Origin of the sequence: Variovorax sp. RCC_210 (assembly GCF_041355175.1) — a bacterium.
Classification (GTDB): domain Bacteria; phylum Pseudomonadota; class Gammaproteobacteria; order Burkholderiales; family Burkholderiaceae_C; genus Variovorax.
Genome location: NZ_JBFUPJ010000001.1, coordinates 1,076,981 through 1,103,362 on the forward strand (window position 1 = coordinate 1,076,981; position 26,382 = coordinate 1,103,362).

The 26,382-nt window shown below is 69.1% G+C and carries 22 protein-coding genes and 1 pseudogene; 7 read left to right on the plus strand and 16 right to left on the minus strand.

The features are described 5' to 3' along the window. Together AB6807_RS05145 and AB6807_RS05150 are read left to right on the plus strand one after the other, a co-directional pair. Positions 1-1,484: pseudogene (locus AB6807_RS05145) on the plus strand (hemagglutinin); the annotation flags it as partial. 33 nt (positions 1,485-1,517) lie between these two features. Then, complete coding sequence (locus tag AB6807_RS05150; RefSeq protein WP_371084155.1) at positions 1,518-2,474, plus strand: YadA family autotransporter adhesin; 957 nt, start codon at positions 1,518-1,520, stop codon at positions 2,472-2,474. A 144-nt stretch (positions 2,475-2,618) separates the two neighbouring features. Here AB6807_RS05150 and AB6807_RS05155 read toward each other — a convergent pair whose 3' ends face one another. From AB6807_RS05155 to AB6807_RS05200, 10 genes are all read right to left on the minus strand, one after another. Beyond that, the gene (locus AB6807_RS05155) at positions 2,619-4,214 is read right to left on the minus strand and encodes a filamentous hemagglutinin N-terminal domain-containing protein (protein ID WP_371083730.1); all 1,596 of its coding nucleotides are present in this window, start codon (positions 4,212-4,214) and stop codon (positions 2,619-2,621) included. Positions 4,215-4,370: 156 nt separating this feature from the next. Further along, entirely contained in the window at positions 4,371-6,074 is a 1,704-nt protein-coding gene (locus AB6807_RS05160) for a ShlB/FhaC/HecB family hemolysin secretion/activation protein (RefSeq protein WP_371083731.1), read from the minus strand. Between the two features lie 138 nt (positions 6,075-6,212). Next, positions 6,213-7,301, minus strand: coding sequence for an ABC transporter permease (locus tag AB6807_RS05165; RefSeq protein WP_371083732.1), 1,089 nt, complete (start codon positions 7,299-7,301; stop codon positions 6,213-6,215). Beyond that, on the minus strand, positions 7,298-8,812 hold the full coding sequence (locus AB6807_RS05170) for a sugar ABC transporter ATP-binding protein (protein ID WP_371083733.1): 1,515 nt from the start codon (positions 8,810-8,812) through the stop codon (positions 7,298-7,300). Before AB6807_RS05170 ends, AB6807_RS05165 begins: the two co-directional genes overlap by 4 nt. 17 nt (positions 8,813-8,829) lie before the next feature. Then, positions 8,830-9,930 (minus strand): TMAO reductase system periplasmic protein TorT, encoded by a 1,101-nt coding sequence (torT, locus tag AB6807_RS05175; RefSeq protein ID WP_371083734.1) that lies wholly within the window; start codon positions 9,928-9,930, stop codon positions 8,830-8,832. Positions 9,931-9,993: 63 nt separating this feature from the next. Beyond that, positions 9,994-10,980 (minus strand): biotin-dependent carboxyltransferase family protein, encoded by a 987-nt coding sequence (locus AB6807_RS05180; RefSeq protein ID WP_371083735.1) that lies wholly within the window; start codon positions 10,978-10,980, stop codon positions 9,994-9,996. After that, positions 10,970-11,881, minus strand: a complete 912-nt coding sequence (locus AB6807_RS05185) for an allophanate hydrolase subunit 1 (protein WP_371083736.1) — start codon at positions 11,879-11,881, stop codon at positions 10,970-10,972. Before AB6807_RS05185 ends, AB6807_RS05180 begins: the two co-directional genes overlap by 11 nt. Then, entirely contained in the window at positions 11,878-13,284 is a 1,407-nt protein-coding gene (locus tag AB6807_RS05190) for an acetyl-CoA carboxylase biotin carboxylase subunit (protein WP_371083737.1), read from the minus strand. Before AB6807_RS05190 ends, AB6807_RS05185 begins: the two co-directional genes overlap by 4 nt. Positions 13,285-13,287: 3 nt before the next feature. Next, entirely contained in the window at positions 13,288-13,536 is a 249-nt protein-coding gene (locus AB6807_RS05195; protein WP_116907796.1) for an acetyl-CoA carboxylase, read from the minus strand. A 51-nt stretch (positions 13,537-13,587) separates the two neighbouring features. Then, complete coding sequence (locus AB6807_RS05200; RefSeq protein WP_371083738.1) at positions 13,588-14,361, minus strand: 5-oxoprolinase subunit PxpA; 774 nt, start codon at positions 14,359-14,361, stop codon at positions 13,588-13,590. A gap of 248 nt (positions 14,362-14,609) precedes the next feature. On the opposite strand from AB6807_RS05200, the gene AB6807_RS05205 reads away from it, so the two are divergent. After that, positions 14,610-15,536, plus strand: a complete 927-nt coding sequence (locus AB6807_RS05205; protein WP_371083739.1) for a LysR family transcriptional regulator — start codon at positions 14,610-14,612, stop codon at positions 15,534-15,536. A 12-nt stretch (positions 15,537-15,548) separates the two neighbouring features. On the opposite strand, the gene AB6807_RS05210 is transcribed toward AB6807_RS05205, so the two are convergent. After that, positions 15,549-16,793 (minus strand): MFS transporter, encoded by a 1,245-nt coding sequence (locus tag AB6807_RS05210; protein ID WP_371083740.1) that lies wholly within the window; start codon positions 16,791-16,793, stop codon positions 15,549-15,551. 90 nt (positions 16,794-16,883) lie between these two features. Further along, entirely contained in the window at positions 16,884-17,867 is a 984-nt protein-coding gene (locus AB6807_RS05215) for a LysR substrate-binding domain-containing protein (protein ID WP_371083741.1), read from the minus strand. A 160-nt stretch (positions 17,868-18,027) separates the two neighbouring features. On the opposite strand from AB6807_RS05215, the gene AB6807_RS05220 reads away from it, so the two are divergent. Continuing rightward, positions 18,028-18,894 carry an NAD(P)H-binding protein gene (locus AB6807_RS05220; protein WP_371083742.1) on the plus strand — a complete coding sequence of 289 codons (867 nt, stop codon included), beginning with the start codon at positions 18,028-18,030 and terminating at the stop codon, positions 18,892-18,894. Between the two features lie 19 nt (positions 18,895-18,913). Here AB6807_RS05220 and AB6807_RS05225 read toward each other — a convergent pair whose 3' ends face one another. Further along, entirely contained in the window at positions 18,914-19,801 is an 888-nt protein-coding gene (locus AB6807_RS05225) for a LysR substrate-binding domain-containing protein (protein ID WP_371083743.1), read from the minus strand. A 78-nt stretch (positions 19,802-19,879) separates the two neighbouring features. Between AB6807_RS05225 and AB6807_RS05230 the strand changes: the two genes are divergently transcribed. After that, complete coding sequence (locus AB6807_RS05230; protein WP_371083744.1) at positions 19,880-21,103, plus strand: MFS transporter; 1,224 nt, start codon at positions 19,880-19,882, stop codon at positions 21,101-21,103. After that, complete coding sequence (locus AB6807_RS05235; protein WP_371083745.1) at positions 21,100-21,720, plus strand: pyridoxamine 5'-phosphate oxidase family protein; 621 nt, start codon at positions 21,100-21,102, stop codon at positions 21,718-21,720. Before AB6807_RS05230 ends, AB6807_RS05235 begins: the two co-directional genes overlap by 4 nt. Positions 21,721-21,769: 49 nt before the next feature. Here the strand turns inward: AB6807_RS05235 and AB6807_RS05240 are convergent, their stop codons facing one another. The 3 genes from AB6807_RS05240 to AB6807_RS05250 all read right to left on the minus strand — a co-directional run bounded on the left by AB6807_RS05240 (position 21,770) and on the right by AB6807_RS05250 (position 25,339). Beyond that, on the minus strand, positions 21,770-21,928 hold the full coding sequence (locus AB6807_RS05240; protein WP_165840270.1) for an HHHH-motif protein: 159 nt from the start codon (positions 21,926-21,928) through the stop codon (positions 21,770-21,772). A gap of 161 nt (positions 21,929-22,089) precedes the next feature. Continuing rightward, positions 22,090-23,394 carry an MFS transporter gene (locus AB6807_RS05245; RefSeq protein ID WP_371083746.1) on the minus strand — a complete coding sequence of 435 codons (1,305 nt, stop codon included), beginning with the start codon at positions 23,392-23,394 and terminating at the stop codon, positions 22,090-22,092. Between the two features lie 85 nt (positions 23,395-23,479). After that, positions 23,480-25,339 carry a M48 family metallopeptidase gene (locus tag AB6807_RS05250; protein WP_371083747.1) on the minus strand — a complete coding sequence of 620 codons (1,860 nt, stop codon included), beginning with the start codon at positions 25,337-25,339 and terminating at the stop codon, positions 23,480-23,482. 265 nt (positions 25,340-25,604) lie between these two features. Between AB6807_RS05250 and AB6807_RS05255 the strand changes: the two genes are divergently transcribed. Continuing rightward, a complete protein-coding gene (locus tag AB6807_RS05255) occupies positions 25,605-26,345 on the plus strand; it encodes an SDR family NAD(P)-dependent oxidoreductase (protein ID WP_353506503.1) in 741 nt (246 codons plus the stop codon). Positions 26,346-26,382 lie beyond the last annotated feature (37 nt).

Sequence of the window (26,382 nt, forward strand, 5' to 3'; positions counted from 1 at the left end):
CGACGAGCGGGATCGCAAGTCTTTCGTCCGGGTTGAGCACTGCGACGAGCGGCATCAGCAGCCTATCGACCGGCTTGAGCACCACGAACAGCAACGTCGACAGTTTGTCGACCTCCACTTCTACGGGCTTGAGCACAGCCACCAGCGGAATCGCAAGCTTGTCATCCGGGTTGAGCACAGCGACAAGCGGCATCAGCAGCCTGTCCACCAGCTTGAGTACGACGAACAGCAACGTGGACAGCCTGTCGACTTCCACTTCAACGGGCTTGAGCACTGCAACGAGCAGCATCGACAGCCTGTCTACTTCGACATCGACGGGGCTCAGCACAGCCACAAGCGGAATCGCAAGCCTGTCGTCCGGCCTGAGTACCGCGACCAGCGGCATCAGCAGCTTGTCGACTGGCCTCAGCACCACGAACAGCAACGTAGGCAGCTTGTCGACCTCCACATCTACGGGCTTGAGCACGGCCACCAGCGGAATCGCGAGCCTGTCATCTGGGTTGAGCACGGCGACAAGCGGCATCAGCAGCCTGTCGACCGGCTTGAGCACCACGAACAGCACCGTAGACAGCTTGTCGACTTCAACCTCAACCGGCTTGAGCACGGCGACCAGTGGGATCGCGAGCCTGTCGACTGGCCTGAGCACCACCAACAGCAGCATCGACAGCCTGTCCACCTCCACCTCGACAGGCCTCAGCACCGCCACCAGCGGCATCACCAGCCTCTCGACCGGCCTCAGCACAACCAACAGCAACGTAGACAGCCTTTCCACCTCCACATCGACAGGCCTCAGCACCGCAACAAGCAGCATCGGCAGCCTGTCTACCTCCACCTCCACAGGCCTCAGCACAGCGGCAAGCGGCATCGCCAGCCTCTCGACCGGCCTGGGCACCACGAACAGCAGCCTGAGCAGCCTGTCGACTTCCACCTCGACCGGGCTGAGCACCGCAACGAGCAACATCACCAGCCTGTCGACCGGCCTGAGCACCACGAACAGCAGCGTGGGCAGCCTGTCGACCGGCCTCAGCACGACGAACAGCACGGTCAGCAGTCTTTCCACCGGCCTGAGCACCACGAGCAGCAGCATCGGCAGCCTGTCGACCGGACTCAGCACCACCAACAGCACCGTGGGCAGCCTCTCCACCGGGCTGAGCGCCACGACCAGCAACATCAGCAGCCTGTCGACAGGCCTGAGCACCACCAACAGCAACGTCAGCAGCCTGTCGACCTCGACGTCGACCGGGCTCAGCACGGCGAACAGCGGCATCTCCAGCCTGTCGAGCGGGCTCAGCAGCACCAACAGCAGCCTCAGCAGCCTGTCGACCAGCGTCATCGGCGCGACCACGGGCTACAACAGCCTGTCGACCGGGGTAAGCACGGCCAACAGCAACGTGAGCAACCTGAGCACGACGATCAACAACATCAACGACACGGGCACCAAGTACTTCCATGCCAACTCGACCGCGGGCGACGCCACGGCCAGCGGGGCAGAGGCGGTGGCGATCGGGCCGCAGTCGATGGCCAGCGGGGCGAACGCGTTCGCGGCCGGCAACGGCGCGAAGGCGACGGCCGACGGCACGGTGGCGGTGGGCTTCGGGGCGCAGGCCACGGGCGCCAACGCGATCGCGATCGGCACAGGCGCGCTGGCCACGGGCTCTCAGGCCATCGGCGCCAATGCACGCGCGGGCGGCGGCGGCGTAGCGCTGGGCGACAACGCCGACGCGGGCGGCACGCCGTTGAGCAAGGCGGGCGCCATCGCGCAGGGCACGGCCATCGGCTTCGGCGCGGTGGTGCAGCAGACCGGCGGTGTGGCGCTGGGCGCGAACTCGGTGGCGTCCACGGCCGCCGGCGTGGCCGGCTATGTGCCGGGCAGCGCCACGCCGCAGCAGGCCGCGGCCATTCGCGCGACCAACAGCACGCAGGCGGCGGTGTCGGTGGGCGACGCCGGCAGCGGGCAGTTCCGCCAGATCACGGGCGTGGCCGCGGGCACCGCCGACAGCGACGCGACCAACGTGGCGCAGCTCAAGGCCACGGCCAACGCGGTGGCCGCGGGCGGCGTGCAGTACGCCACCAACCCCGACGGCTCCATCAACTACAACCAGGTGACGCTGGGCAACGGCCAGGCGCCCAGCGGCACGCGCCTGTCGAACGTGGCGCCGGGCGTGCTGCCCAACGATGCGGCCACCGTCGGCCAGGTGGCGGGCATGCAGAACCAGTTGCAGGGGCAGGTGCGCGACGTGGCGCGCATCGCGTACTCGGGAGTGGCCATGGCCACGGCCATGAGCTCGCTGCCGCAGGCGATGACACCGGGCAAGAACCTGCTGTCGGTGGGCGTGGGCTACTACTCGGGCTACAGCGCGCTGGCCATCGGCTATTCGCGGCGCTCGGAAAGCGGCAACTGGGTCTACAAGATCAACGGCGGCATCAGCGCGCAGCGCTTCAACCTGGGCTTGGGCATCGGGTACGAATGGTGAAAGAAAAAAGGGTGCCACGCATGAGCGCGGCACCCTTGAAAGGGGCGGGGGGCTCCAGCAACAGCTGGTGGTGGCGCCGACGCCGAAGGCTTCAGTGGCGGTGTCCAGCTAGTTCAGGTGAGCCGCATGGTCTCCGGCTTGGCCTCAGTTCAGAGAATTGGGGGGTGTCCCGCTGTTCACCCACCAAGCCATGCCAGGCACTGCGAGGGGGCTTCCGTTGATGATGAGATCGAGGCCATGGAGGGACGGATCTCTGCTCGAACTGCGAGGGTTCAAGACGATGAATTTGCCGTGGTTTGGCCCTTCGCCGAATTTGCCGACAGACGTGAGTGTCGAGTGAGTCCCGTTGCTGAAGCTGAGCATGCCGGAGCTCGGCGAATACGACAGAGCAGTGAATCCGTCGTTGAAATTGACCACGTCCTCACCGGTCAGCCGAGCCGCGGTATGCACCCGGGCGCGCTGCTCCTGCTTGCTCCTGGCTTCTTCCTGCGCCGTTTTCGGCTTTTGTTGCTCCTCCAGTGCTTGCGTCGCAGCGAGCTGGCGGCTGCGTTCGAAGGCGGCTGTTTGCTCCTGGCGCCGCGCATCGTCCTCGCGCGAACGCGCCTGCAATGCCTGCTCGTCCTTCTTCTGAGCTGCCTCCCGTGCTTCTTGGCGCCCGCGTGCCAACATTGCTGCCTCCGCCGCCTGTTGCTGAGCGCGTCTTTGTGCCGCCTGCTCAGGGTTCTCCACGTCCGCCCGTAGCTGAGCTGTTGCTGTTGCCAAGCGCTGAGCGCGATCTATCGCCGCCTGTTTCTCCGCCTGCTGTTTAGCGCGTTCCTTTTCCGCTTCCTGCCGAGCGCGTTCCTGCACCATCTCTGCTCTCAGCTTTGCCACATCCATCCGCTCGGGCTTGGCTGCCGAAGGCCCGTGCGTGACGCCGCCTTGCGGTGAAACCTCCAGGCTGCCCGTCGACGCCTTCGCGGTACCGCCGACGTTCACGCCCACGCCCTGGCCGTTGCCCACCAGCGAGATGCCGCTCGAATACATGCCGCCCAGGTTGGACGCGTCCAGCACGATGGTGCTGCTCACGCTGTTCGACGTGCTCTTGCTCAGGTCGATGTCCGTATTGGCTGCGCCCGTGACGATGCTCGCCTGCCGCTTGCTATGCAAGCCGGAGACTTCGACCGCGTAGGCAATCAGGTCGACCTGGTCGACCGTGCTGGCGTCCAGGCCTTGCCCGTCGATCTTGCCCTTGGCGGTGTCGATGCGGGTGATGTTGCCGCTAGCGTCGAACACCGGCTTGCCGGTGGTCAGCGTGGCGCGCGACACGTTGACGAAGCTCGCGCCCTTGACGGTGATGCCATTCGGGTTGACCAGCACCAGCCGCGCGCGCTGCCCGGCGATTTCAGTCGCGCCGCCCAGCAGCGATGCCTTCGAGCCGATCACCTCGTTGAGGATGACCTTCGCGGCGCCGCCGCGCAGCGCAGGGTTGCCTGCGATATCGCCACCGAGCTTGGTGCTCACGCCCGCGGCGCTGTTGTTCAGGATGAGGCCCTGCGCGCCGACGTTGTAGTCGGTGAACCGGTTGTGCGACACGCCCGCGGCGTTGGGCGCCACGATGTTGACGATGGGGGTCTTGTTGCCGGCGGCGGAAAGTGTCGCCTGGCTTGATCCAGCGGCAGGCGCGAGTTGCGCGAGTGCTGAAGTCGACGAGAGCAGCAGAGAGGCTAGGGCCGCGATTCGGCGGTTGGTTTTTTTCATGGTTCCCTTGAAGAGTGAAGACGGAAGGCAGGCGGCAACGAAGGCGACCTGTATCGACGGAGCGTCGTGGGTGTGGGTGTGGCGTTGCCTGGTTTGCCCTTGCATCAAATGCCGATGAACCGATGGCCACGCCCGGCGCGGGCGCGATCGCAAGGTTCAAAAGCTGGTGGTTAAAAAAAAGTTCAGGAACGGCTTGCGGCTCTTCAATGCCTCCGGCTTGGTGACGGGCGCTCCCACTGAAAAGTCGTAGCCCATGCGACCCTGGCTGCCCCGCAAACCCAAGGCCGCGCCGGCGAGGCGGCGCGCGTTGTGCGGCGTGCCGCCGCCAGACACGGCCCCGGTGTCCAGCGCCGCGTAGGCCTCGCCGAAACCCGACGTGGACGCCGCTACCGGTATCGGCATGGCCAGTTCGTTGCGCCACAGCCATCCGCCGGGCGCGAACAACGTCGTGTTGCCGTCGAAGCCGCGCACGCTGTCTCGGCCGCCCAGTTGCAGGTATTCGGACGAAGGCAGCGGCGTGGGCGCGTGCTGCAGCAGCAGGCTGCCGCGGTAGCCGAACCGTTGCCCGCCTGCCTCGAACGGCAGGTCCGCGGAGGCCCGCGCCGTGGCGACGCGGTAGCGCCCGTTCCAGTCCGGGTGGTCCTGCACATGGCCCGGAAACCGGCTCTCGCCAGGCAGGCTGCCCCGCAGTCCGACGCCGAACTCGAACAAGGCGTCGTCGAACTTCTCGAGATGGCTGAACGCGAGGTCGAAGCCCGTGGTGTCGCGCCGTTGAACATCGAGCGCCTTGCCGTCGAACCAGCTGTTCTCCTGCCGGCGAAACAGCGAGAGCCTGAGCGTGCCCTTGCTGTGGCCCGAGCGATATGGCACATAGGCCATGCCCATCTCGAAGCGGCGCGCGCGCGAGGCATAGGGATACGTTCCCTCAGGGTCTTCGATGCGCTGCCGCGCGGCCCACTCGCTGGCACCGACGGAGAACGACGCGTACCCGATGGGCACGTTCCACGCGATGCTCCTTGCCGTCGAGCCTCGCGTGCGCCTGCGAAAGTGCGGGTCGCCGCTGAAGGTGGCGATCAGCTGGTCGTGCAGGTGCAACGGCGAGTCGACGGAAACCACGGCCCCCAACTGGTTGCGGCCCGACGCATCGACGCCCGCGTTGTCGGCGGTCAACACGCCGTGCACGCGCGCGGCGTCGGCGGGGTGCTTGAACACGATGTCGCTCTGGCCGGCCTCGGCGCCCGGCAGCAGGTCGAACGCCGTGGTGCGCTGGCCCGGCAGGCGGCGGATGTTTTCAAGCGCCTGGTCCAGGTCGCGCACGTTCAGCAAATCGCCTGTCGTGGGCGGTAGCACCGTGGCGGGCCATCCGATGCGGCCTTCGGCGTCGCGGATCTGGCCGATGCGGCCCGCGACGATCTCGATAAGCAGGCGACCCGTGGACAGATCCTGTTCGGGCACGACGACCTGCGTGGTCATGTAGCCCCTGTCGAGCAGCGCCCGTGCAATGGCCGTGCGGGCGACCCGCAGCCCCTGCGCGCCGAGGCAATGGCCTTCGATGGCGACGCGACCGGGCAGCCACGGAAAAGACGCGGCGCCGCGCCGTTCGATGGACGAAATCAGGAAGCAGGGCGTTTCGGCGGGGAACACGATCGGCGAAGCGGGGCCGGCTTGCGTGCGGGTCAACAGGTCGGGCCGCTCGGCCACGCGCGCCCTGGCTTCGTCGAGTTGCAGCCGCAGCCGCTGTTCGTTGTGAGCCGACGCATCGGGCGGTGCGATTTGTGCGTCAGCCTCCAGCGCGAACGCCAGGCAGAACGCCGCATGGAGCGAGGCGCACGCCGCCGCTTTTCTTCTTGTTCGATTCAAACTGTTCCATGCCGTGGCCAAACGGCGATTGAAGTTCAGTTCGACTTTTCGACGGCTAGGAGCGGGCTGATTCGGCTTTTGTTTTTTGCCGGGAACGTGGGGTTGTGTTAGCTAGCCTCCTTTGTTTTCATTTGCAGCTCAATGCCCCGCCGGCGCCACCATGCGATGGCGCAGCTGGTCGGCCACCACGGCCACGATCAGCAGCACGCCCAGCACCACCATCTGCAGGTACGAGCCGACGCTGGCCAGGTTCATGCCGTTCTGCACCAGCCCGATGAAGATCGCGCCCATCACCACGTTGGGCACGCGGCCGATGCCGCCGCGCAAGCTCACGCCCGCGATCACGCAGGCGGCGATGGACTCCAGCGCCACCGTGCCGCCCAGGTTGGCCTCGCCGGTCTCGACGCGCGCGGTGAGCAGCAGGCCGCTCACGGCCGCCAGCCCGGCGCACAGCAGGTAGGCCGTCAGCAGCACGCGGCGCGTGTCGATGCCCGAGAGCGCCGCGGCCTTGGCGTTGCCGCCCACGGCCAGCAGGTGCGTGCCCGCGGGCATGCGGCCCATGAGCACGGCCATGCCCGCGACGCACACGGCCGTGACCCACACAGGCACCGGCACCCCCAGCAGCGTGCCGAAGCCGAACAGGTCGCTGAAGCCGGCCGGCAGGCCCGACACCGGCACGCCGCTGGTGAGGTACAGCGCCAGGCCGAAGCCGATGGACTGCACGCCCAGCGTCACGATGAAGGGCGACACGCCGACCACGGCCACGCCGATGCCGTTGACCAGGCCCACCGTGAGCCCCGCGAGCAGCCCGCACGCGCAACCGGCGATCACCACGACCCAGGTCGCATCGGGCAGCGCCGCGCCCAGGGCCTGCATGGCCAGCGCCGACACCACCGAGGCGATGGCCATCACCGTGCCCACCGAGAGGTCGAAGCCGCCCGTGACCAGCGCCAGCATCTGGCCCATCGACACCAGCACCAGGTAGACCGACTGGCGCAGCAGGTTGACCATGTTCTGCACCGTGAGGAACTGGTCGGACAGGGTGCTGAACACCACGATGGCGATCACCAGCATGAAGGGCAGCACGCCCAGGCGCAGGAACAGGCCGCGCAGCATGCCGAGCACGCGTGCGCGCAGGCCGGGTGGAGCGGACAAAGGCGTGGCTGAAGGCATCGAGGAAGGCATCGAGGAAGGCATGGACGAAGGCAGGGAGGAGGGCGCGGTCATGGGTCTCTTTCGCTGGAACCGAAGAACAGGTTGAGCACGGCGGTCTCCTGGATGGCGTCGCCCCGCAGCTCGCCGGCGATCTCGCCGCGGCACATCACGTACAGGCGGTGGCTCAGGTGCAGCACCTCGGGCAGGTCCGACGAAATGACCACCACCGCCGCGCCGCCCTCGCAGAGCTTGCGAATCACCTGGTACAGCGCGGCGCGCGTGCCGATGTCCACGCCCACCGTGGGTTCGTCGAACACATAGAGCGCGGCGTCGCGCGTCATGCCCTTGCCGAACAGCACCTTCTGCTGGTTGCCGCCCGACAGCAGGCCCACCGGGCGGTCGAGGTTGCGCGGGGCCAGTTCCACGCGCTCGGCCGCTACCGCCGAGAGCTTGCGGCCCAGGCGCCTGCGCAGCCAGCCACCATGCCCGCGCAAGGGCCCGTGCACCAGCGGCAGCACGATGTTGGCGCGCGAGGCAAAGCCCAGCACCAGCCCCTCGCCCTTGCGGTCCGGCGGCAGGTAGAACATGCCCTCGTCGAGCAGCCGGCGCACCGTGGCGCCGGTGCGCGGCTGGCCCTTGAACAGCACGCGGCCTTCGCTGACCGCGTCGAGCCCGTACACCGCACGGAACAGCTCCGACTTGCCGCAGCCCACCAGCCCCGCCAGCCCGACCACTTCGCCGCGCCGCACCACCAGGCTCGCACGGCGCACGCCGTTGGGCGAGCTGAGTCCGTCGATCTGCAGCACCACCTCGCCAGGGCTGGACGCGATGCGCGGGTAGACCTGCTCGACCGCGCGCCCGCTCATCAGTTCGATCAGCCGGTCGGCGCCGGTCTCGCGCGCTTGCACGGTGGTCACCTTGCGCCCGTCGCGCAGCACCGTGATGCGGTCGGCGATCTGCGCAATTTCCTGCATGCGGTGCGAGATGTAGACGATGCCCACGCCGCGCACCTTCAGCCGCGCGACCAGCGCGAACAGGCGCTGTGTTTCGGTGTCGGTGAGCGAGGCGGTCGGCTCGTCGAGGTTCAGCACCGACACCTCGCCGCGCAGGCCCTTGGCAATTTCGACCATCTGCTGCTGCGCGCGCGACAGGCCCGCCACGGGTGCGTCGCAGTCGATGTCGAAGCCCAGGTCGGCCAGCATCGCGCGGGCGCGCTCGCGCAGCGCGCCGCGGTCGAGCAGGCCGGCCTTGCACGGCTCCTCGCCCAGGCTCAGGTTCTGCGCCACCGACAGCGTGGGAATGAGCGAGAACTCCTGAAACACCGCGCTGATGCCGTGGCGCCGCGCCTCGTGCACGCTCGGCAACTTCACCGGCGCGCCATGCATGCGGATCTCCCCGGCCGAAGGCACGTTGGCGCCGGCCAGCAGCGAGATCAGCGTCGACTTGCCCGCGCCGTTCTCGCCGAACAGCACGTGCACTTCGCCCGCGCGCAGGTCGAAGTCGACGCCGTCGAGCGCGATCACGCCCGGGTAGCGCTTGCCGAGCCCGATGGTCTGGAGCAGCGGTTGAGACGATGAAGGCATGGGCCCGCCCACCTTGGCTACTTGACCTCGAACACCGGCTTGAAGCCCGGCGGCGGCAAGATGTCGTCGAGCTTCACGCTCTTGATGTTGCCGCTGTCGACCACGAAGATCTTCGGGCCCACGTGCTTCACCAGCTCCTTGTTCTCCAGCAGGCGCACGGCCTGGTCGACCGCGATGCGGCCCTGCACCACCATGGAGTCGGCCGGGGAGGCGACGATGCGGCCCTTTTGAATACCCTCGTACACGCCCGGTGTCATGTAGAAGGACAGCACCTGCACCTTCTTGTCGAGGCCGCGCGAGCGCAGCAGGCCAGTGGCGGCCTCGGCGGTCACGGCCGTGCCGGCGACGTAGGCCAGGTCGGGGTTGCCCTGCAGCACGTCTTCGACCAGCTTGCTCTGCGCCTCCTTGCCGGTGTCGCCGTACTTGGGGTCGAGCACCACCACGGCGCTGCCCTTCACCGCGTCCATGAAGCCCTTGTGCGCGGCCTCGACCCAGCCGGCGCCGGCCGGGCCCGGGAACCAGCCGACCTTGACCGCCGGCGAGCCGGCCGGGTGCTTCTTCGCGAGGTACTCGCCGGTGGAATGGCCCATCGTGTAGAACGACACCAGCGACTTGGCCGACAGGTCGGGGGAGTTGATGCCGTTCACCAGGTCGATCACCGGCACCTTCTTCGCTGCCGCGGCCTTGATGACGTTGTTGAGCCCGTCGCCTGAAATCGCGCCGATGATCACCGCGTTGGCGCCGCGCGCCACGCAGTCTTCGATCTGCGAGACCTGCTTGCCCAGGTTGGTGTAGCCGCCCGCGTCGGCCACCTGCAGCTTCACGCCCTGGCGCCTGGCCTCTTCGATTACGCCGTAGTCCACGCCCAGCCAGTAGGCGTCCTTCATGTGCGGGAACGACACGCAGATGTCCCACTTCTTCGAGGCCTTGGCCAGGGGCGTGTAGTCGATGGGCTTCTTCGTGCCCTCGGCGGAGAAGGCCGGCTCGGTGGCTTCGGCCTTGTAGGGGAACCAGTCGGCGGCCGAGGCACTGGCGTGCCAGAGCAGGGCGGCGGCGAGCGAACTGGCGAGCAATGAAACGCGTGACAGGCGTGAAACGCGCAGGAGCGAGCTGTTCATGAAGAACTCCTAGGTGGCAACAACAGAAAAAGGAAAAGGCGAAAAAAGGCGGAAGGCGCGCGGCTAGTCCGGGAGCGCCGCGAGCGCCTCACGAAGGCGCGCGATGCGCTGTCGTCGCTCGGCGCGGGCTTCCAGCGCCTGCGCCATGTCGACCTCGACGAAGCGCGCCTTGTGGTTGGGCTGCATCTGCGCGATGAGGTCCATGTCGGCGCTGATCACCGTGCCCACCATGGCGTAGCCGCCGCCCGACACGGCGTCGCGGTGCAGGATGATGGGCTCGCGCCCACCCGGCACCTGGATCGACCCGTAGGGGTAGCCCGCGTCCACGATGTTCGACGGGTCGGCACCCGCGCCGAACGGCGGCTTGCGCTCCAGGAACTTCAGCGGCGTGCCGTTCTTGTAGCGGTACCCGATGCGGTCGGCTTCGGAGCCCACGCTCCAGGTGTCGGCGAAGAAGCTGTGCACCGATTCTTTCTGCAGCCGATGAAAGTAGATGCCCGGCAGCACGCGCAGCGCGACCTCCTTCGCGAGCACCGGCAGCAGTTCAGCGGGCGCGGCGCGGCCGGCCCTGGCGCGCGGCGATGGCGTGCCGACGGGCAGCCGGTCTCCGGCCAGCAGCTTGCGGCCGTTGAAGCCGCCGAAGGCGCCCAGGCCGTAGGTGGAGCGGCTGCCGAGCACCACCGGCACGTCGATGCCGCCCGCCACGGCAATGCACATGCGTGCGCCCAGCTTCATGAAGTCGAAGGCGAGCACGTCGCCGGCCTGCACCGCGAACGATGCGTTGCGCGGCGCCTCCTGCGCGTTGAGCTTCACCCTGGCCTCGGCGCCCGTGACGGCCACGATGGCCGGCGCGTCGAAGCGCAGTTCGGGCCCGAGCAGCGTCGTTTCCATTGCGGCAGCGCCCTCGTCGTTGCCCACCAGCAGGTTGGCCAGCACCAGCGCCTGCTGGTCGAGCGCACCCGACAGCGGAATGCCCAGGTGGTAGTAGCCGGGGCGGCCCGCGTCCTGCACGCTGGTCGCAAGGCCGGGCTTGATCACTTCAATGGCCATGGAGCACCTTCAGCAACTGTCGGTTGTAGCCGTCGGGGTCGGCCAGGAATTCGTCGAGCGAGAACGACACGGGTTCGATGCGCAGCGTGTACGTGCCGGCCTCCACCTGCGCGACCTGGCGGTCGTACTCGGCGCGGTCGATGGGCTTCCACTTCACGATGTCGCCGGGGCGGAAGAACACCATCAGCTCCTTCAGGTACGACAGGCGCTGCGCCGGGTCGAAGATGGGCGCGGGCGTGACGCCGAACATCTGGTAGCCGCCCGCGCCGCGCACCGAGTAGATGCAGCTGAAGCAGCCGCCGTGTCCCAGCGTGAGCCGGGGTGTGTCGGTGCGCGGGCTGAGGTACTTGGGCACCTCGATCTGCCGCTCGCGCTCCACCATCTGGAAAAGAAAGGGCAGCCCCGCCACGAAGCCGACCATCGACACGAACCACGGCGCGCCCGAGTGCGCGGCGATGAAGGCGTCGACCGAGGCGTGGCCGTTGATGCGCGCGGCGTATTCGATGTCGGTGCTGGCCGGGTCCTGGTGGCGCTCGCGAAAGCGCATGAGCGTCTCGTGCGTCCACGGGTCGTTGTAGAGCACCGGAATCTCCACGATGCGGGTCTGCAATTGCCGGTCGGCATCGCCCAGGCCGGCCTCGATCTCCTTCAGCGCATGGAGCAGCACGTCGGGCACGATCCTGTCGGGGTCGAAGCGCACCAGGTAGGCGGCGTTGGCGGGGCAGATCTCGGTCACGCCGACGAGCTCGCCCGCCTCCACGCGGCGGCGCAGCGCGTTGCAGATGGCCATGCCCTTGAAGAAGGCGGGCAGCGACATCTCCTCGCTGATCTCGACGAACAGGTGCTCGTCGCCGCCGAAGCTGTAGCGGGCCTGGGCGGGCAGGGTGGTGGCAGTGGTCATGCGGTGACTTTCAGAGCTGGAGCAGCCAGGGGGTCGACATCCACCAGCGGGTTCTCCGCGAGCCAGGGTTCCAGGAAGCCGGTGTGGAAGGCGGCCTTGGCAACGTTCGCGTCGTCGCACAGCGCGCGGTGCAGGGCAATGGTCGTGTGGATGCCTTCGACCTGCAGTTCGCCCAGCGCGCGGCGCATGCGGGCCAGCGCGCTGGCGCGGTCGCTGTCGTGCACGATGAGCTTGCCCAGCAGCGAGTCGTAGTAGGCCGGCACCGTGTAGCCGGGGTACAGCATGGTGTCGAAGCGCACCCCCGGCCCGCCCGGCACCACCAGCTGATGCACCGCACCCGGGCTGGGCATGAAGTTCTTCGCCGCGTTCTCGGCGTTGATGCGCACTTCTATCGCCGCGCCGGTGAGCCGGATGTCCTCCTGCCTCAGCCGCAACGGCTGGCCCAGTGCGATGCGCAGCATTTCTTTCACCAGGTCGATGCCGGTGACCATCTCGGTGACCGGGTGCTCGACCTGGATGCGCGTGTTCATCTCGATGAAGAAGAACTCGCGCGTGTCGTCGTCGTACAGGTACTCCAGCGTGCCCGCGCCGCGGTAGGCCACGGCATGGGCCAGGCGCAGCGCCGAGTCGCACAGCGCGGCGCGCGTGGCCTCGCCGATGGCGGCCGAAGGCGCTTCTTCCCACACCTTCTGGCGGCGGCGCTGCAGCGAGCATTCGCGCTCGAAGCAGTGCACCACGCGCTGGCCGTCGCCCAGTATCTGCACCTCGATGTGGCGCGCCCGGCGAATGAAGCGCTCCAGGTACACCTCGCCGTTGCCGAAGGCGGCCAGCGCTTCGGCCGTGGCGGTGGCGAACTGCTGCCGCAGCTCGGCCTCGCCCTGCGCCACCCGGATGCCGCGCCCGCCGCCACCGGCGGAGGCCTTGATCATGATCGGGTAGCCGATGTCCTTCGCCACCTCCACGGCCACGTCGGGGTCGCGCACCACGCCGGCGCTGCCGGGCACGGTAGGCACGCCGGCCTTCATGGCGGCGGCGCGCGCGGCGGCCTTGTCGCCCATGGTGCGAATGGCGTGCGGCGTGGGGCCGACAAAGACCAGCCCCGCGGCTTCGACGCGCTCGGCGAAGGCGGCGTTTTCCGACAGGAAACCGTAGCCGGGGTGCACCGCGCCGGCACCGCTCGTGGCTGCCGCCTGCAGGATGGCGTCGATGTCCAGGTAGCTCTTGCTCGCGTGGGCCGGGCCGATGCGCACCGCCTCGTCGGCCATCTTCACGGCCAGGCTTTGCGCGTCAGCGTCGCTGTACACGGCCACGGTCTTCAGGCCCAGTTCCCTGGCGGCGCGCACGATGCGCACCGCGATCTCGCCGCGGTTGGCGACGAGCAGCTTGTCGAATGCGGCAGCCATGGCTCAGGCGGTCTCGATGACGGCGAGCACCTGGCCCGGATCGACCGGCTCGGCGTTCTCCACGCCGAAGCGCACCAGCCGTCCCGCCGCGTCGGCCGTGACTTCGCTGAACTGCTTCATCACCTCGACCAGGCCCAGCACGTCGCCCACGGCCACCATGTCGCCTTCGGACTTGAACAGCGGCGCGTCGGGCGCCGAGCGGCGGTAGAAGGTGCCCGGCAAGGGGCTCAGGACTTCATGGGTAGCGGACATCGGTGCACTCCTGGAACAACAACAACGAAAACAAGAACAAGAAAAAGAGGCTCAGCCCAGCGCGGGCAGGCCCGCCACGCGAATGCCGTGCCCGGCCAGCGCGGCCCGCGTGGTGCGCACCAGCGCCAGCGCGCCGGGCGTGTCGCTGTGGATGCAGACCGAGTCGAAGCCGATGGCCACGTCCTCGCCCTCGACGGTGCGCACCACGCCCTCGGTGCAGGCGCGCACCACCTTGGCCGCGACGGCTTCCGCATCGAGCGCGCCGACGCGGCGCGTGAAGACGATGGCGCCGCTCAGGTCGTAGTCGCGGTCGGCGTAGAACTCGCGCACCACCGGCTGCCCCAGCTCGCGCGCCACCCGGCAGGTGACGGAGGCCTCCATGCAGAACAGGCGCAGCGTGGGCTCGATCTGCCGCAGCGCCGTGACCAGCGCGCGCGACAGCGCCTCGTCGCGCGCCGCATGCATGTACAGCGCCCCATGCGGCTTGATGTGCTGCAGCCGCAGGCCCTCGAGCCGTGCAAATTCGCGCAGCGCGCCCAGCTGGTAGACCATGTCGTTGACCAGCTCGTCGGCCGGCGCGTGCATGTGGCGGCGGCCGAAGCCCACGAGGTCGCGAAAGCCCGGGTGCGCGCCGATGGCCACGCCGTGCTCGCGGGCCAGGCCGACCATCCTGCGCATGATGTTCGGGTCGCCGGCGTGGAAGCCGGTCGCGATGTTGGCCGAGGTGATCAGCGGCATCAGCGCTTCGTCGACGCCGTCGCCGATGGTCCAGGGGCCGAAGCCTTCACCCATGTCGGAGTTCAGATCGATCTGCGTTTTCTTCACGGGTCGCGGCCTTTGTTCGGTGCGCATCGCCGGGGCGGCGGTGCAGGACGAAGCGAAGATTAGTCAGCACCCCCACGGCTGAAAAGCATTGTTTTCAGGCAGCCCGGTATCTGAAAAACAGATGCTGCGCCGGCGCGCGTTGGCCGCTACGCTGGAGGGGCGCGATGCGGCGGTATCGGCTTTGCGCCTGCGGGAGCACGCTGCCAGCGCGCTCGCGAATACCCTCGAACACCAGAAAGGCCTGCACCATGTCCCTGACGCTGCGTCAGCTCAAGTACTTCTCGGCCGTGGCCGAGGCCGGCCGCATCTCGCACGCGGCGCAGCAGCTCAACATCTCGCAGTCGGCCGTCACCACGGCCATTCGCGAGCTGGAGGACATGATGGGCCGGCAGCTGTTCGAGAGGCACCCCCACGGCGTGGAACTCACCAAGGCAGGCCGGCGCTTTCTGGGCCATGCCTACACGGTGCTGGCCGCCGCCGACGAGGCGCTGCGCATGCCGCACGAAGGCGCCGACGTGGAAGGCGCCATCACCATCGCCGCGAGCTACACCGTGCTGGGCTACTTCCTGCCGCACCACCTGCAGCGCTTCGAGCAGCTGCACCCGCAGGTCACGGTGAAGGTGCACGAGGTGGCGCGCGAGGCCATCGAGGAAGGGCTGATCACCCAGCGCTACGACATCGGCGTGCTGCTCACCTCGAACGTGGTGCTGCGCGAGCTGACGCTGGAAACCTTCTTCGGCTCGCAGCGCCGGCTGTGGGTGCCGGCCAAGCACCCGCTGCTGGACAAGCCCGAGGTCACGCTGGCCGACGTGGCGGCCGAGCCCTACATCATGCTCACCGTGGACGAGGCCGCGGCCACCGCGCTGAAGTACTGGAGCAAGACGCCGCTGCAGCCCAAGGTGCGCCTGCGCACCAGCTCGGTGGAGGCGGTGCGCAGCACGGTGGCCAACGGCCTGGGCGTGACGGTGCTGTCGGACATGGTCTACCGGCCCTGGTCGCTGGAGGGCAAGCGCATCGAGACCATCAACCTGCGCGACACGGTGCCCACGATGAACATCGGGCTGGGCTGGAAGCAGGGCGTGGAGTTTTCGCCGGCGATGACGGCGTTTCGCGAGTACTTTCGCCAGCAGTTCCTGGAGCCGGCCTCGGCGCGGCAGGTGCGAAGCCGGGGCTGAAGGGCGCGCGGCTCAGGCCGCCACCGGCAAGCGCCGCAGCCCCGAGACGCGCGAAGCAAAAATGATCGCGGCCTGCAACGCAAAGCCCGCGAGCGCCAGCAGCAGGCAGGCCAGCTCGCCCCACGCCGCGCCGACCACGCCGCCCAGCGCCGCGCCCAGGGGCCGCGCGCCGGTGTTCACCGTCAGGAACACCGCCGACACCCGCCCCAGCATGCTGGCCGGTGCCACGCTCTGGCGAAGCGTGGTCGAGGTGATGACCCAGACCATCGGCCCCGCGCCGAACAGGAAGAACGACAGCGCGGCCAACCCGGCACCTGCGGCACCTCCGGCCCCCGCAGCATTCGGCACCGCGAGCGTGGCCGCCATGACCGCCGCCGCCACCACCGCGACCGCGGGCCCGACCTGGATCGCGCGGCCGAACGGCAGCCGTGCGACCACGCGCGATGTCAGCAGCGCGCCGGCCACCATGCCCGCGCCGTACATCGCCAGCGTGAAGCCCACCGCCTGCGCGCCCAGCCCCAGCGCACGCACCGCGTAAGGCACATAGGCGGCCTGCAGCACGAACCACGAGATGTTGAAGACCGCGCCGGTCAGCAGCATGGGCCGCAGCAGCTCGCTGTGCCACACCAGGCGCGCGCCGTCGCGCACTTCCAGCAGCGGATGGCGGCCCGACGCCGGCGCGCGCGGCGCTTCGCTCAGCCGCAGCAGCAGGCCGACGGCCGCCACCGACAGCGCCGCCGCCAGCACGAAGGCCGCCGGCGCGCCGGCCCACGCGACCAGCGCGCCCGCCAGCGCGGGCCCGGCCGTGAAGGCGGCGCTGCGCGCCAGCTCGAGCCGACCGTTGGCCACCGCCAGCGATTCGCGCGGCACCAGGGCCGGCACCAGCGCGGGCGCCGCCACGCTGAAGCCCACGGTGCCGACCGCGCCCAGGAAGCCCAGCAGCGCCAGCCACCCGATGCCGAGCGTCGACGTGCACACCATGCCCAGCAACACCAGCAAGGATGCCGCGCGCAGCCCTTCGGCCGCGACCATCAGGCGCCGTCGCGACATGCGGTCGGCGAGCAGGCCCAGGGGCATCGACACGAGCAGGAAGGGCAGCGTCTGCACCGCCGCAAGAAAGCCTATGTCGCCCGGCCCCGCGCCGAGCGCGAGCACCGCGACCAGCGGCACGGCGGCCAGGCTCAGTTGTTCGGCGGACTGCGCGGCGAGGTTGGACCAGGCCAGGAAGACGAAGGGGCGGGGCAGGCGTGCGGGCATGGGATGGAAAGGAGATGAAGTGCGTGCGAAAACTTCATCTTGCGAGCCTCCGGCCCGTGGCGCTGGCCGTTTACGGACCTGCGAGCAAGCTCAGCGCGCGGGTTTGGCTTTCGGCTTCACTGGCTTCGTTGGCTTCACTGGCTTCGGGGCCCGCGCGGGAGCTGGCGTTGGCCCCGGCACGATCACGCTCATCACGAAATCGATGAACGCCCGCACCTTGGCCGCCGGCAGGTGCCGCGACGGGTACAGCGCGTAGATCGGCAGGCGCTCGTCGGGCCAGTCGGGAAACAGGTCGACCAGCTCGCCGCTGTCGAGCTGCGGCTGGATGCCCACCGCCTTGATCTGCGCCACGCAGATGCCCGCAAGCGTGGTCGTGAGCACGGTGCCGGGGTCGCTCAGCAGCAGCCGTCCGGTGGTGGGCACCGTGAGCTGCTTGCGCCCGCGGTGGAACTCCCATGTGTACGGCTGCCCGGTGACGGGGTTGCGCACCTGCAGGCAGGCGTGCGTTGCCAGGTCCGCCGGCCTGGCGGGGCGGCCGTGGCGCTCCAGGTAGGCCGGGGTGGCGACGGTGATCACGCGCGAGTCCATCAGCTTGCGCGCCACCAGCGACGAGGAGGGCGGCTCGCCGAAGCGCACCGCGATGTCGAAGCCCTCGGCCACCAGGTCGCCGAGCTGCTCGCGCGCGATGAGCTCCAGCGTGAGCTCGGGGTACAGCGCCACGAAGCGCGGCAGGTGCGGCGCCAGCAGCAGCCGCGAGGTGAAGGCGTCGGTGTTCACGCGCAGGCGGCCGCGCACCGCGCCGGACGCGCCCGAGGCCGTGGTGACGGCGTCTTCGATGCCCAGCACCAGCGGGTTGATGTTGGCGTACAGCAGCCGCCCCTCGTCGGTGAGATTCAGCGAGCGCGTGGTGCGGTCGAACAGCCGCACGCCGATGCGTGCCTCCAGCCGCGCGATGGAGCGGCTCACGCCCGAGGGCGTGAGGCCCAGCGCCGTGGCCGCGTTGGCGAAGCTGCCGCCCTCGACCACGGCGGCCAGCACGCTGACGTTGGAGAGAAGGCGTCCGTCGAGGGTCATGGGGCGGCTTTCGCGGTCCTGGCTGATTGGTGATTCGGCGTCATGAATGATACGACCGCAGGTCGCTTTACTCAAAGGTGAGCGCTTTCTACCATTCGACCCCAACGAGCCCGCCATGGGCTTGTCGTGAACCCACCCAGTCGAAAAAAGGAAAAGTCTCATGTACGCAATCACCGGTATCACAGGCAAGGTCGGCGGCGCCGCCGCACGCGCGCTCCTGGCCGCGGGCCAGCCCGTTCGCGCGGTCGTTCGCGACGCGGCCAAGGGCCGCTTCTGGTCGGAGCTCGGGTGCGAGGTCGCGCTGGCCGACATGCTCGACGTCGACGCGCTCACGCGGGCCTTCGCGGGCACGGCGGGCGTCTTCGTGCTGCCGCCGCCGCAGTTCGATCCGCAGCCGGGCTTTCCCGAGGCCAAGGCCGTCATCGCGGCGGTGCGGCAGGCGCTCGAGGCGGCACGGCCCGGCCGGGTCGTGTGCCTGTCGACCGTCGGCGCGCAGGCCGCCCAGCCCAACCTGCTGAGCCAGCGCACGCTGATGGAAGAGGCGCTGGCCACGCTGGCGCTCCCGGTCAGCTTCCTGCGGCCCGCCTGGTTCCTGGAGAACCTGGCCTGGGACATTGCGCCGGCGCGCGAGCAGGGCGTGCTGCAGAGCTACCTGCAGCCGCTGGACCGCGCCGTGCCGATGGTCGCCACGGCGGACGTGGGCCGGGTGTCGGCCGAGTTGCTGGTGCAGGCGGGCGGCGCGCCGCGCATCGTCGAGCTCGAAGGGCCGGCGCGGCTGAGCCAGCACGACATCGCTGCGGCGCTGGCCCGCGTGCTGGGCCGCCCGGTGCAGGCGCAGGCGGTGCCGCGCGAGACCTGGGCTGCCATCTTCAGCGCGCAGGGCATGCGCAACCCGCTGCCGCGCATGCAGATGCTCGACGGCTTCAACGAGGGCTGGATCCGCTTCGAAAGCGCTGAAGGCGCGGACGCCACCGTGCGCAAGGGCACGGTCGGCGTGGAAGAAGTGATCCGTTCGCTCGCGGCTTGAGGCTACGGCGCGGGCGCGCTCAGGCCGCCTCGGCCTGCATGCGCTCGAACCACTCGGCCACGTACGCCGCCTCCGGCGCGGCGTCGGGTGCCAGGCCGTAGTAGTAGCGCTCCAGCGTCATGCGCAGGGCCGGCAGCGGCGACTGCAGCCGGCCCGAGGCCAGGTCGTGCGACACCAGCGAGGCCGGCGCCAGCGCAATGCCCAGGCCGTCGACCGCGGCCTGCAGCACGAAGTGCAGGTGGTCGAACTGCAAACGGCCCGCCGGCCGTGCGCGGGGTGCGGCGAACTGCTTCTTCCAGGCGTCCCAGTCGTCCTTGCGCGTCCTGGCCGACAGCAGCACGTGCGAGGCCAGCCCGCGCAGGTCGGCCAGCGGGTGCTGCGCGAACAGCGCCGGCGCGCCGACCACCAGCACTTCGTCTTTCAGGAAGGGCCGCAGCTTGATCGACGGCGGCCAGCCCTCGCGCCCGCGGCGCACCGCGATGTCGAAGCTGTCGAGCGCCTGCTCGGGCATCACCGTGCTGGTGACCACCTGCGGCTCGATGTCGGGGAACTGCTCGACGAAGGAGGGCAGCCGCGGAATGAGCCAGCGCACCGCGAACGACGGCCGCACGTTGATGCGCACCGCGCGCGCCGGCCCCTGCGCCTGCAAGGCCCGCGCGGCCGCGCCGATCTGCGCGAGCGCGGGCTCGACCTCGGCGAAAAACTGCTGGCCCTCGGCGGTCAGCGCCACCTGGCGGATGCGGCGCTCGAACAGCGCCACGCCCAGGAATTCTTCAAGGCTCTTGATCTGCCGGCTCACCGCGCTGTGCGTGACGTGCAGTTCCACTGCGGCCCGCGTGAAGCTCAGGTGGCGGGCCGCCGCGGCAAAAGCGCGCACGGCGTTCAGGGGAGGTTCTCTGGACGGCATGCGTGCAATTTTCTCACGCATGCCGGGCGTTTATGTCGTTTGTCGGCACCGTGTGGTGCGGCGCACCATCGGGGTTCGATGTCTCGCACAACCTCTACTTCTTCCGCTCCCGCTCCCGCTCACGTTCCCGACCGAGCTCCTGGTTCCACCGACCTGAACTCCCGCCACGCGGCCATGGCGCTGGGCCTCTCCCTGCCGGCCGACGTGGTGCTGTATCTGCTGCTGCCCATGTACGCCAGCCAGTTCGGCGTGACGCTGGCCGAGGCCGGCATGCTGCTCGCGGCCAACCGGCTGGTGCGCATCGCGGGCTACGGCTACGTGGCGCGCTTCTACGCCCAGCATGGCGACCGGCTGACCTGCGGCATCGCCGTGGTGGCCGCCGCGGTGTGCGGCCTGGGCTACGCCACGCTGTCGGGCTTCTGGGCCTTGCTGCCGCTGCGGCTGATGTGGGGGCTGTGCTTTGCGGCGCTGAACCTGTCGACGCAGGCGCTGGCCACGGCCGACCCGCTGGGCGCCGCGCGGCGCAACGGGCGTTCGCGCGCCTTCATCGCGCTGGGGCCGGTGCTGGCGCTGCCGCTGGGGGCGCTGCTGGCGCACTGGAGCGGGCCGCGCGCCATCTTCGGCATCCTCGCGGTGTTCTCGCTGCTGGCCTGGTTCGTCACGCGGCGGCTGCCGGCGGCGCCGCACCCCATGCCCAACCCGGGCAAGGCCACCAGCCGCTTCAAGTGCCCCAACAGCCTCGACAGCTGGTCGTTCATGGAAGGCCTGACGCTCGACGGTCTCTTCATCGTCGGGCTGTCCTACCTGGGCAAGGACCTGATGCCCGGCGGCGCGGTGATCGTCGCGGGCGTGCTCATGGCGCTGCGCTATCTCGCCGAAATCTTGCTGAGCCCGGTGGGCGGCCACATGGCGGAGCGCTTCGGCGCCGAGCGGCTGCTGGTGTGGCTGTCTTTGGTGACGGCCCTTGCGCTGGTCGGCTTCGGGCTGGTCGGCTTCGGGCTGGGCTGGCTGTGGAGCTGCGCGGCGCTCATCGTGGTGCTGCGCGCCTTGCAACTGCCGCTGCTGCCGCCCATCGTGGCGCGCCGCACGCCGGGGCCCGAGCGGGTGCAGGCGCTGGCGGCGCGCTCGGTGTGGCGCGACATCGGCGCGGGCACCGGGCCGCTCATCGCGGGGCTGCTGCTGCCGGTGGCGTCGCCGCCGTGGATCTACGGCGTGGCCGCGCTGCTGCTGGCGCTGGCGGCGCTGGCCTGCGGCTGGAGCGCGTCGCAACCCTCCGTCAACATCCAGGAACGAAGCACATGACCACGCCCCATGCCATCGACACCGTCGCCAAGCTCGAGGCCCTGTTCGGCCAGCCCGGCGAGGCCTCGCTGAAAAAAGAGGTCGCGTACCTGCACTCGATGTACCAGGCGCTGATTGCCGCCTCGCCCTTCGCGGCGCTCGCCACGCTGGGCCCGGGCGGCCTCGACGTGTCGCCGCGCGGCGATCCGCCGGGCTTCGTGGCGGTGGAAGACGACAAGACGCTGCTCATGCCCGAGCGCCGCGGCAACAACCGCATCGACAGCCTGCGCAACATCGTGGCCGACCCGCGCGTGGCGCTGCTGTTCTTGATTCCGGGCGTGGGCGAGACGCTGCGCGTGAACGGCAGGGCGCGCATCACCGTGGCGCCCGAGCTGCTGGCGCGCTTCGCCATGGACGGCAAGCCGCCGCAGTGCGTGATCCGCATCGGCGTGGAGAAAGTGTTCTTCCAGTGCGCGCGGGCCATCCAGCGTTCGAAGCTGTGGGCGCCGCTGCCGGCCGATGCCCGGCGCGAGGTGCCGACGCCGGGCGCGATCCTGTCGGCGCTGACGGCGTCGGCGTTCGACGGGGAAACCTACGACAGGGAGTTGCCCGCGCGGCAGCGGGCGACGCTGTATTGAATTGAAAAAGCCCGCTTTCGCGGGCTTTTCTTGGCGCTTGCCGGCGCGTTCAACGCACCCAGTGGCACACGCGGTGGTGGTGGCGCGCGTCCCACTTGCACACCTTGTGCGGGCGGTGGTTGGGCGCTGCCGAGGCAATGCTGGGGGCCAGCACGGCGAGGCCGGCGAAAGCGAGGACGCTGGAGAGGATGAGCTGCTTGGTCTTCATGTGATTCTTTCTAAGCAATGGCATCGAGGGAAGGGAGGGTGCGTCTTTCAACGGGCGCCCTCACAGAACGGGCCGGGGCTGCATTCAGATGACGCCTGTTTACACATTCGTTGTCAAAATTCTTAGGGGCGAATTAGCCCTCAGCCCCAAGCCCTCAACCCTCAAGCCCGCCCACCCGCCGTGGCCGCCGCCTGCTCCGTGCGCGCGTCGTGCCCGATCACCAGCACCAGCACGAAGGCCACCACCGACAGCAGCGCCAGGAACACCACCGCGTACACGTCGTTGCCCATGCGGTCCTTCAGCGCGCCGAAGATCGTCGGGCCGATGTAGCCGCCCAGGTTGCCGATGGAGTTGATCCACGCGATGCCCGCCGCCGCCGCCGTGCCACTCAGGATGGCGGTGGGCAGGGTCCAGAAGGTGGGCAGCGCGCTGAAGATGCCGAACGCGGCGAGCGTGACCGCGGCCATCTTCGGAATGGGCGCGCTGGTCTGCGAGGCCAGCACCAGGCCGATGAAGATGCACGCCAGCGGAATCAGCAGGAACCACTTGCGCTCCTTGCGTGCGTCGGAAGCACGCGTCCAGAACAACATGGCAATGGCGCCCACCAGGTACGGAAACGCGTTGATGAAGCCGATTTCCACATTGCTCAGCCCGCCGAAGCCCTTGATGATCTGCGGCAGGAAGAAGCTCAGGCCGTACAGCGGCACGGTGATGCCCATGTAGACAAAGCCGAGCCCGATCACGCGCAGGTTCAGCAGCGACTGCTTCCACGAGATCTTGTTGATCGACTCGCGGTTGCGGCGCTCGGCGTCGAGCGTGGTCTGCAGCCAGCTGCGCTCCTCGGTGGTGAGCCACTTGGCGTCCTTCGGGCCGTCGGGCAGGTACATCAGCACGAAGAAGGTGAGGATGAGCGAGGGAATCGCCTCCAGGATGAACAGCCACTGCCAGCCGTGCATGCCGCCCACGCCGTCCATGTTGAGGATGTAGCCCGAGATGGGAGAGCCGATGACCGTCGAGATCGGAATGGCGAACATGAACCAGCCCACGATGCGCGCGCGGTACGCCGCCGGGAACCACAGCGTGATGTAGAAGATCACGCCCGGAAAGAAGCCGGCCTCCGCGATGCCGAGCAGGAAGCGCACGATGTTGAAGCTGGTCGAGCCGCCCACCCATGCCTGCGCGGCCGACAGAATGCCCCAGCTGAACATGATGCGGGCGATCCAGCGGCGCGCGCCGAAGCGTTCGAGCGCCATGTTGCTGGGCACCTCGAACAGGAAGTACGCCAGGAAGAAGATGCCGGCGGCGCTGCCGAACACGGCGGCGGTGAAGCCCAGGTCCTTGGACATGGCCGCGCCGGCAAAGCCGAGGTTCACGCGGTCGAGGTAGGCGATGAAGTAGCTGATCATCAGCAGCGGCAGCAGCCGCCAGCTGATCTTCGAGATGGTTCTCTGTTCGACGGGGTTCATGGTTTGTCTCCGGTGTTGGATGGTTTTATGGAGTGCGGAAAGGAAATCGCGAAGGGGGAGGGCGGCGTTGGCGCCGCCGGGGGTGTCAGTCTTGCGCTTGCTGTTGTCGGGCCCTCATGATCTGGTGGCGTTGCCAGTACTGTCCGGCGGCGGCCTTGAAGTTGTCCTTCTGCTTGCCCAGGCCCGCGAGCTTCACCTTGGTGGTGCGCGCGCCCAGCATGCCCTTGTCGTGGTGGGTGACGACGAGGGTGTCGCCGAAGCTGCTGTCCTTGTAGGTGAGGCCCTTCACCTCGTCCCATGCGATGAAGGCGCCGCCGTCCGCGGTGGTCTGCAGGCCGGCGTAGCTCACGTCGATGCGGTTGCCGCCCTTCAGCGCGAAGCCCACCGGCGGAAAGTGCCGCAGCACCACCGCGCGTTCTTCCTCGGTGGCGGGCTCGCAGCGGTAGGCCAGGCTCAGCTCGTGGTTCTGCACGAAGCGCTGCTCGTACGCGCCCCACAGGCGCTGCTCGATGGCGTGGGCGGTTTCTATCTCGTCGGCCCACGAGGCCTGCGGCACGGTCGCGACGATGGCGCCGTACGCGGCCTCGGGCACGTGGTGGCCCACGTTGCGCATGCGCTCCAGCAGGGGCGGATGGGTGTCGTAGGGGTGCGGCACGTCGGCCGTCTTCATGGCCTCGATGAAGGCCTCGGAGCGGGCATAGGGCGGCAGCCCGTCGGCCACGAAGCCCGCGATGCCGAGCGCGCCGTCGTGCTGGCGGTTCTGCGCGAAGAGCTGGTGCTCCACGTCGTTGCGGTAGCTGGCGTAGGCCGAGATCTTGATGAGCGACTGCACGATGGCGTGCGGCGCCGTGAGCCCGGCGGCCACGCGGTCGGCGCGGTACTCGCGCTCGCGGCTGTCGCGCGCCAGCGCGAAGGCGAAGATCATGCGGTACAGCCGCAGCAGGTAGTGCGCCACGATGGTGAGGCCGCCGCTGCGCATCTTCCAGGTGTACTGGTCGAACTGCAGCAGCTTGGGGCCCAGCGCCGCGCTGCTGCGGGTGTCGCCGCCGCCCAGGTGGGCCAGCTCGTGCGCCAGCACCGCATCGGCCTCGGCCTGGTCGAGCACGCGCAGCAGAGGCACGCTGACGAACAGCGTGCGGCCCTTCAGCGCGCGGCCCTGCACCTCGCACGGCGCCTCGGTCACGAAGAAGCTGGTGTCGATGCCCGCCACGATCTGGTCGGGCGGCGCGGTCTTCACGCGGCCGGCCAGCTGGCGCACGCGCTCCCACAGCCGCGGGGCGTCTGCCTGCGCGATGAGTTCGCCCTCGATCTCGTTGCCCGAGGGCAGCTTCCTGAACAGCGTGTAGATCGCATAGAACACCGCCGCGCCGGCCGCGATGCCCGCCAGCGCGATGAGCTTGATGTAGTAGCTCTGCCAGAAGTAGGCCGTGAGCCAGAACGACAGCCACACCAGCATCGCGCTCTGCAGCACCACCTCGAGCGCGCTGGACACCGTCATGAGCCGCCAGCCCGCCACGAAGCTGGCGTAGCGCAGCCCGCGGTTGGCGAAGGCCAGCGCGCCCAGCACCAGCGCCGCCACGAGCAGCGCGGCGCCCAGGCCGATGGTCCAGAGCGCGGCGCGGTCGGCCCAGTGGAACTGCCACTGCATCGAGTACGGGCTGCACACCTTGTCGTGGAAGTTGCGGTCTTCCGGCGTGGTGGCGTCGCAGGCCGTCGACAGCGGGTGGCTGCGATAGAAGCCGGTGGCTTCGGCCTTGTCCGCGGCCGACAGGCGCGCGTCGCCGGCGATGCGTTTTTCTACCGACTGCAAAAAGGCCGCGTCCTGCGAACGCAGCGCGTACTCGGTGAAGACCAGCGTGGCCGCCGGAATGGCGAACAGCCACACGAGCGTGAGAGCGAAGACGCGCAAGAGGTCGCGATGGACCGTGGTGCGTGCGAGGGCCATGACATGTTGCTCCTGGACGGCGGCTGCCGTGAGTTGTTATCGATGTGTTCCGGGAAGCGATAGCGTAGCGGGCACGGCGCATGGAGTGAAGCGTGGTTGCCCGTCAAGCCGTCGCGGTCACCGACCTGCCGCCGAATAAGGTTATCGCTTTTGGGTCGTTCCGCGCTCCGGGGTGCAGGTATAGCCTTCGCGCTCATCTATGACTGTCACCTCCGTCACGCCCCCTGGTTCTTCCACCCACGCTGGCCAATCACCGATTCCACCTGTGGCGTGGATCGCCGGTGTCGGCGCCAGCGCCGGCCTCGGTGCCGCGCTGGCGCGGCGCTTCGCGGCCGAAGGCTTCGTCGTCGCGCTCACCGGCCGCACGCAGGCGCAGCTCGACACCGTGGCCCGCGAAATCGCGGCGGCCGGTGGCCGTGCCCATGCCTTCGCGGGCGACGTGGCGAGCGAGGCCGAGATACACGGCATCGCGCAGAAGGTGAGGGCGCTGGGCCCGCTCACCGTGGCCATCTTCAACGCCTCGACCGGCGCGCGCGCACCCACGCTGGAGCTGTCGGTGGAGCAGTTCACGCAGGCCTGGCGCACCAGCGCGCTGGGCGGCTTCATCTTCGGGCACGAGGCGCTCGGCGGCCTGCTGGCCAACCCTTTCGAGGCCAACGGCGCGCGCGGGCGCGGCAGCCTGCTGTTCACCGGGGCCACGGCGGCGCTGCGCGGCAAGCCGCCGTTCGCGGCCTTCGCCGCGGCCAAGGCGGCCCTGCGTTCGCTGAGCCAGAGCCTGGCGCGCGAGTTCGGCCCGCAGGGCGTGCACGTGGCGCATGTGGTGATCGACGGCGGCATCGACGGCGAGCGGCTGCGTGCCGGCGCGCCGCAGCGCGTGGCGCAGGCCGGCGACGACGGGCTGCTGCAGCTGGAGGCCATTGCCGAGAGCTACTGGCAGCTGCATGTGCAGCACCGCAGCGCGTGGACGCAGGAACTCGACCTGCGTCCGTTCAAGGAACCGTTTTGAGAATTCTCAGGAGTCAGAGCGCATGAGCGTCGGATCG

What these genes read in the sequence shown, in the direction of transcription:
- AB6807_RS05250 (WP_371083747.1), bottom strand. Translation starts at nt 25,339, where the DNA reads ATGGCCCTCGCACGCACCACGGTCCATCGCGACCTCTTGCGCGTCTTC.
- AB6807_RS05150 (WP_371084155.1), top strand. Translation starts at nt 1,518, where the DNA reads ATGGCCAGCGGGGCGAACGCGTTCGCGGCCGGCAACGGCGCGAAGGCG.
- AB6807_RS05155 (WP_371083730.1), bottom strand. Translation starts at nt 4,214, where the DNA reads ATGAAAAAAACCAACCGCCGAATCGCGGCCCTAGCCTCTCTGCTGCTC.
- AB6807_RS05215 (WP_371083741.1), bottom strand. Translation starts at nt 17,867, where the DNA reads ATGACCCTCGACGGACGCCTTCTCTCCAACGTCAGCGTGCTGGCCGCC.
- torT (WP_371083734.1), bottom strand. Translation starts at nt 9,930, where the DNA reads ATGAACAGCTCGCTCCTGCGCGTTTCACGCCTGTCACGCGTTTCATTG.
- AB6807_RS05225 (WP_371083743.1), bottom strand. Translation starts at nt 19,801, where the DNA reads ATGCCGTCCAGAGAACCTCCCCTGAACGCCGTGCGCGCTTTTGCCGCG.
- AB6807_RS05240 (WP_165840270.1), bottom strand. Translation starts at nt 21,928, where the DNA reads ATGAAGACCAAGCAGCTCATCCTCTCCAGCGTCCTCGCTTTCGCCGGC.
- AB6807_RS05190 (WP_371083737.1), bottom strand. Translation starts at nt 13,284, where the DNA reads ATGGCTGCCGCATTCGACAAGCTGCTCGTCGCCAACCGCGGCGAGATC.
- AB6807_RS05220 (WP_371083742.1), top strand. Translation starts at nt 18,028, where the DNA reads ATGTACGCAATCACCGGTATCACAGGCAAGGTCGGCGGCGCCGCCGCA.
- AB6807_RS05180 (WP_371083735.1), bottom strand. Translation starts at nt 10,980, where the DNA reads ATGGCCATTGAAGTGATCAAGCCCGGCCTTGCGACCAGCGTGCAGGAC.
- AB6807_RS05170 (WP_371083733.1), bottom strand. Translation starts at nt 8,812, where the DNA reads ATGCCTTCATCGTCTCAACCGCTGCTCCAGACCATCGGGCTCGGCAAG.
- AB6807_RS05235 (WP_371083745.1), top strand. Translation starts at nt 21,100, where the DNA reads ATGACCACGCCCCATGCCATCGACACCGTCGCCAAGCTCGAGGCCCTG.
- AB6807_RS05210 (WP_371083740.1), bottom strand. Translation starts at nt 16,793, where the DNA reads ATGCCCGCACGCCTGCCCCGCCCCTTCGTCTTCCTGGCCTGGTCCAAC.
- AB6807_RS05195 (WP_116907796.1), bottom strand. Translation starts at nt 13,536, where the DNA reads ATGTCCGCTACCCATGAAGTCCTGAGCCCCTTGCCGGGCACCTTCTAC.
- AB6807_RS05245 (WP_371083746.1), bottom strand. Translation starts at nt 23,394, where the DNA reads ATGAACCCCGTCGAACAGAGAACCATCTCGAAGATCAGCTGGCGGCTG.
- AB6807_RS05205 (WP_371083739.1), top strand. Translation starts at nt 14,610, where the DNA reads ATGTCCCTGACGCTGCGTCAGCTCAAGTACTTCTCGGCCGTGGCCGAG.
- AB6807_RS05230 (WP_371083744.1), top strand. Translation starts at nt 19,880, where the DNA reads ATGTCTCGCACAACCTCTACTTCTTCCGCTCCCGCTCCCGCTCACGTT.
- AB6807_RS05165 (WP_371083732.1), bottom strand. Translation starts at nt 7,301, where the DNA reads ATGACCGCGCCCTCCTCCCTGCCTTCGTCCATGCCTTCCTCGATGCCT.
- AB6807_RS05185 (WP_371083736.1), bottom strand. Translation starts at nt 11,881, where the DNA reads ATGACCACTGCCACCACCCTGCCCGCCCAGGCCCGCTACAGCTTCGGC.